General features: G+C 60.2%; 5 protein-coding genes. All 5 read right to left on the minus strand.

The features are described 5' to 3' along the window. Positions 1-1,372: MG2 domain-containing protein (locus tag D8V06_RS29870; RefSeq protein ID WP_241667884.1), on the minus strand; the 1,372-nt coding region annotated here is incomplete at its 3' end. After that, the gene (locus tag D8V06_RS29875) at positions 1,369-2,034 is read right to left on the minus strand and encodes a DUF1175 family protein (protein WP_130932382.1); all 666 of its coding nucleotides are present in this window, start codon (positions 2,032-2,034) and stop codon (positions 1,369-1,371) included. The genes D8V06_RS29875 and D8V06_RS29870, both read right to left, overlap by 4 nt. Next, positions 2,004-3,716: a DUF2138 domain-containing protein gene (locus D8V06_RS29880; RefSeq protein ID WP_130932383.1), complete on the minus strand. Its 1,713-nt coding sequence runs from the start codon at positions 3,714-3,716 to the stop codon at positions 2,004-2,006. The genes D8V06_RS29875 and D8V06_RS29880 overlap by 31 nt, the downstream gene beginning before the upstream one ends. A gap of 36 nt (positions 3,717-3,752) precedes the next feature. Beyond that, on the minus strand, positions 3,753-4,541 hold the full coding sequence (locus D8V06_RS29885) for a DUF2135 domain-containing protein (RefSeq protein ID WP_130932384.1): 789 nt from the start codon (positions 4,539-4,541) through the stop codon (positions 3,753-3,755). Positions 4,542-4,723: 182 nt separating this feature from the next. After that, on the minus strand, positions 4,724-4,870 hold the full coding sequence (locus tag D8V06_RS30525) for a hypothetical protein (RefSeq protein WP_177434518.1): 147 nt from the start codon (positions 4,868-4,870) through the stop codon (positions 4,724-4,726). Positions 4,871-5,294 lie beyond the last annotated feature (424 nt).

Consider the following 5,294-nt stretch of genomic DNA (forward strand, 5'->3'; position numbering starts at 1 on the left):
ACACCAGACTGCCCTTGACCGGCTCGCCGGTGCGGTAATCCTGCTTGGCCAGATTGAGGGAAATTTCGAAGTGCGGCTTGATGTATTCAGCCACGCGGAAGGCACTGCTGTAAGCCTGATCCTTGTAGCTGAAGCGCAACTCGTATCCACCGGCCACGGCGTTGTCCGGCAGCTGGAAACGGCCCTGGGTGCCGGCCTTCGAATCGAGTTTCAAGTCCAGGGTTTGCAGGGCCGTACCGGTCGCATCCAGTACCGTCACGTTGACATCGGCAGCGCTTGGCTGCACCGAATCCCGGGCGTTCTTGAATTCACGGCCAACGATTTTCAGCGACACCCAATCCCCCGGCCGATACAGCGGCCGATCGGTGAAGGCATAAAGTTTGGTGTCGTAGATTTCGCTGTCGTAGTAGAAGTTTTCCGAGACAAAAACCCCGCCCTCTTCGTCCTCGCCAATCACGAACGAACGCTCGGGGCTGACGTGTTTCAAACGCAGCAAACCATCGACATCGGTAGCACCGCTGCTCATCACGCCCAAACCGTCAGTCCACAGCACATTGACCTTGGGCACCGAACTGCCTTGGTGTTTGCGCGCAGCCCACACCAGTAATTCATCACCGGCAATCTTGCTCACCGCCACGGTGTTGGAGACGAAGACCATGGTGGTCGCGCGGTACTTGCCGATCAGCGCCTCCACCAGGTACAGACCCGGCTTCAAGTTGCCCAACGGGATGTAGACGTTGCCCGGTGCGACGCTGACGAACTCACTGGAAGAGCCGGCCAGATTCACCCCTTCCGGTGGCTGGATCGGCTTGGCCTGCCACAGCGGATAACGGAACTGGCTGACCACCGGCAGGCCCGGAATCAAGGCAAATTGCGGTTGCGCGTCGTAGGGTGTCGGCGCGGCCATGGCAGCGCCCATTTTCAGTTCCGGCACTTCCTCGGTGACTTGTTTGCGCGACTCGTAGGAGAACGCCCGCTGCATCACCCGCCGCGACTTGCGGTACCAGTTATCCCACAGATAGGCGAGCGTGTTGGACAGCCCTTCGCCCTTGAACTGGCCGTCGCTGACCACGCGGTGCAGGTTCTTCTGGCGCTTGAGAAAGTCCAGCGGCTTGTCGATGCGATACACGCGAATGTCGGCACCGCCATAGGGCTCCATGCGGAAGCGGCGGTAGTCGCGGCCCGGCGCTTCGAGGCGCACCATCGCCTGTTCATCACTGGCAAAACTGCTGTCGGCCAACAGGAAAAAGCTTTCACCGGATACCGGCGTGTAGCCGCTGGGCTCGACGGTGTCTTGGGCGTTGACTGCCGAGAACGGCAACACCATGACCAACAACAGAGACAGAAAACGCAGCATGCGGGCACCGGTCATTGGGAGAGAAAATTCAGTCGATAGACGCCGATGAAGTTGGGGTTGGCTGCATCGGGTATCCATCGGGTGTCCTTCCATGTCATGAGTTGTTGCAGGCTTGCCGAACGCATGCCGTTATCGGTGGGAGTGGTGGTGCCGGTGTGATAGGCGATGAAGCGCCCCATCCAGATCATCAGGTGCTGGTCGTCGCCCTGATCGAAGAACACCAGGTCGCCTGGGCGCGCCTGGGACACATCGCGGCCGACCAGATGACTGTTGAACTGGATCAACTTGATCGCGTTGACGTACGGCCCGACCTTGCCGCCGCCCTGTTGCCATTGCTGGGCGAGGCTGCGCTGGGCGTCGCTCAGCTGCAGCTCCGGCGGCAGGTAGCGATTGGACAGGCCATTGCTGCGCAGCCATTTGTCGTCGTGGACTTTCAGCGCTTCGTTGGCGGCAAAGCGCACCAACCCGGCGCAGTCCTGTTGGTACCAGCGCGGGCTCGGGCCTTGGCTCAGTTGTTCCTGGGCGATGCGCACGAACCATGCACGGAACACCTGGGATTGCTGCGCATCCAGCGCCGGTGCATCGAGCGCCCGGGCACTCGCGCTCAACAGCAAGGCAAGCAAGCCGAGACTGCGGATCCACCCATTCACAGCGCTTTCCACTCCAGCGGCAACCATTGCCAGTGACCGTCCGGCTCGCTGCCTTCGGGCAAGGTCAGGGCATATTTGCCGTAGCCGCCGAGCGTGCGCAGTTTGGGGATCAGGTAGGTTTGCGCGGCGTTGTAGAACACCGGTTCCATGTCCTGCGGCAGGCTGTCGAGGGTTTCCTGCTGGATCAGCTGCGCCATGGAGTCAGGGCCGAAGTAGATCGGCATCAGCCGGTCTTTGGGCAACACGTCGGCCATCGGTGGGAAGCGCTTGTCGAGGGTGCCGAGGGCCTTGTCCACCAATTTGTCGTCGAGGGAAAACAGCAGCGTTGAACCATGTCGCGCAAGGCTTACACGCATGAACGCCTTACCGCTGATGGCGTCCGGATGTTCTGCATCCTTGGCCGCGTAGGGACCGAAACTGGAGCTGACCTGACGCTGCCATTGATGGCTCTGGCCTTGCTGTTTCTCCACCACCGGGAACACATGCTCATCGACCTTGCTTTCATGGGCGCCGACCATCGAACCGAACAACTTGCCCAGATCGCCATCCATGCTGGCGCTGTCTTGATCCTTGAGCCCGGCCACCAGCAGCGGTGTGTACAGTCGCGAATCGGCATACCAGCAAAGCCCTGCCGCACCGGCCATGTGTTCGGTCAGTGCTTGAGCCGCGCGCTCTTCGGCACCGAGTTTTACCAGCAACGGTTTTTGTTGTTCGGCCGCCAGCGGCAGGGCGACGCACGCGCTCGCGCCCATCGGCATGGCTTGCCAGACCGGTTTGAAATCGAAGTCTGGCTGATTCTCCAGCTCATCCATGGCGAGGAAGCTGTGCCAGCCTTTATCGTCCATGTCGAAACGCAGACCGGCGAAATTCGGGATGAAGCGCTGATAACCCATGGCCAACACGCTGGCGTTGACCGACAGCCGTTGCTTTACCTCGGGCGCACGGGGTGGCAGACCGAAAGCTTCGGGAAACAGTTTTTCGCCATTGAGCAAAGCGGCGATGGACTGGGTCGAAACGCTGCCGGCTTCCTGTGCCATGCCACTTTGCGGGTCATAGAGCTTGGTCGGATTCGACAGCACCACGAGTTTGTCGCCATGGGAAGCGAACACCAGCGCCTTGCTGGCGTTGTAGGTGAGCTGATACAGCTCGACGTTATCGGCACCGACTTTCACCTCTGCGATTTTGCTCAGTTGCGAATCATCGAGCGCCACTTTCGCCAGCGGTTCCAGCACCTTGGCCAGGCCGCCGCGATCCATCACCAGCAGGAAATCCCTCAGCCGCCCATCCGCCCCGCGCCACAACGCGATATCTGCCGGCTGGTCGAACAGTTGCTCGATCAAGGAGTCCTGCAGTTTCAAATCGTGTTCATAAATGATCCGCCGCAGACTGCCGATCAGGCCAAGACGATCGGCGTGGGTTTGGTAATAGAAGACGAAGTCTTCAGTCAGGGTTTCCTTGAGGAACGGCACGGCCAGCAAATCCTTGGGCAATTGGCTCAAGGAGTGGGTTTCGAGCAAGCCATCGGGGCGGCTCATGCCAAGTTTTTCCGCCGCCAGTTGCGGTGCCGGGGCTGTGCTTTTTTTCATCAGCCAGCCCATGCCGGCAGCCACAGCGGCGACCAGGCACAGCCCGAGCACAATGACCGGCCAACGACGGGACGGTTTGGCGCTCGGTGTATCGGCAGCCGGAGAAACAGTGTTATCGCTCATTTCACAAAACCCGATGTCATCCGTGGTGCGGGATGTTTAATAGTTGAAAGTCTTGACCAGCAGCAGGTCACCGATGGCCCGCAGGGGCACGATGAAGCTCTCGCGTTTTTCGTCGACGGTGTTTTCGTTGAGCACCAGGTTGATCTGCGAAGTGATCACCTCGTTCTGGTTGCCGGCCTCATCGAAGTTATAGCCGCCGCTGCCGAAGTTGCCCCAGTAGTTGACGTAAACCAGATAGGTGCCATGCAGCGGTGCGGTCATGGTGAACATTTCCGGGCCGGGACCGTCGACACCATCGGGGTCGAGGCCGCCGCCGTTGGTCAGCGCCGAGTGCGCCCAGAACGCATGCTGGCCGTCAGGCGTGATGATGTGCAGATCGAGTTCGGCCTTCGGATCATCCCAACCCAGCACCACACGAATCCGTGCGGGCGTGCGCAGGTTATTGGCTTCATAGAATTGAACGCGCTTGAGCGACTGGCCCTCGGCACTGCGCACTTCGACGCTGTTGGAGCCGGCACCGAACGCATACGGCCGGGCAAAACGGCCCTGGTCGTCGGTGTACAGGTTCAAGGGATTGCCGTTGACCGCCAGCGTGTGCGGCCCGCGTTGCGCACCGATCGCCTTGAGCTGGCCCTGGATCATCGTGCGATTACGCTGCACACCCCGGTCGATGGGCGGTGTGGGATAGGCGACCTGCGGGTTTTCACTACGGTCGAGCAAACCGTTGAAACGCCAGCCACCCACCGGCTCCGACATCTCGGCACTCGGCGCGGCCAGCGCCGAAGCGCAAGCCAACCCGATCAGCAGCGAAAGAAATGAACGCATGTGATGCCTCCTGCCATGCATGACGAAACCTTGCGCCAGATCCTCGGCGCGTTACAGATAGGGGTACTGCGTTTCGTCTGAAAGACCCGTGAATATTGGGTCTGGAAGACGCGAAGGTTAGCCATTTGGCAGTGTTTTAACAATCGGATACATCTTGAGTTGCGGGGGATATCACTATGATTTCAGGGCGTGAGCCGAATAGCAGCCTTATTCGGCTCACGAAATGAGCCGAATAATTTTTGATCTGCGGATGTTTTCGGGACCATTGCGGGAACGAGACTGCTCGCGATGGCTATGTCTTGGGCGGCATAGGTTTTGATGGTGTACATATCCATTCCTGCGGTAACGGCGGCTATTGGTTCCGCCCTTACGGCGGGTTACTTGGAAAAGCGCCAAGTAACCAAGCGCCTGCGCCCCTGACGTACGGTGGCTCGCTAAGGCTCGCCATGCCCTCGCTCCGGTCCTGCTCCGTGGGCCCGCCGCCATCGGCCATCCATGGCCGGGGGCGGCTAACCCGGCATCCCTGCCGGGTTGCCCACTACGCAGAACCTGCGCTCGGCCTTCCGACGGGGCAGATCAAGATCAAAAACAAAGCGAGGCGGCCTGAGAGCCGGCCTGAAGTCCGTCAGGATCATCGGCGGTGAACACCAATGTAACGCCCACCAACAATCCACTGTGGGAGCGGGCTTGCTCGCGAATGCGGCCTGACAGACGACCTGTTCTTGCGGATGTATCCGGAACCCTGTGGGAGCT

Origin of the sequence: Pseudomonas sp. Sample_24, from assembly GCF_004307605.1 — a bacterium.
In the GTDB taxonomy this organism is placed as follows: domain Bacteria; phylum Pseudomonadota; class Gammaproteobacteria; order Pseudomonadales; family Pseudomonadaceae; genus Aquipseudomonas.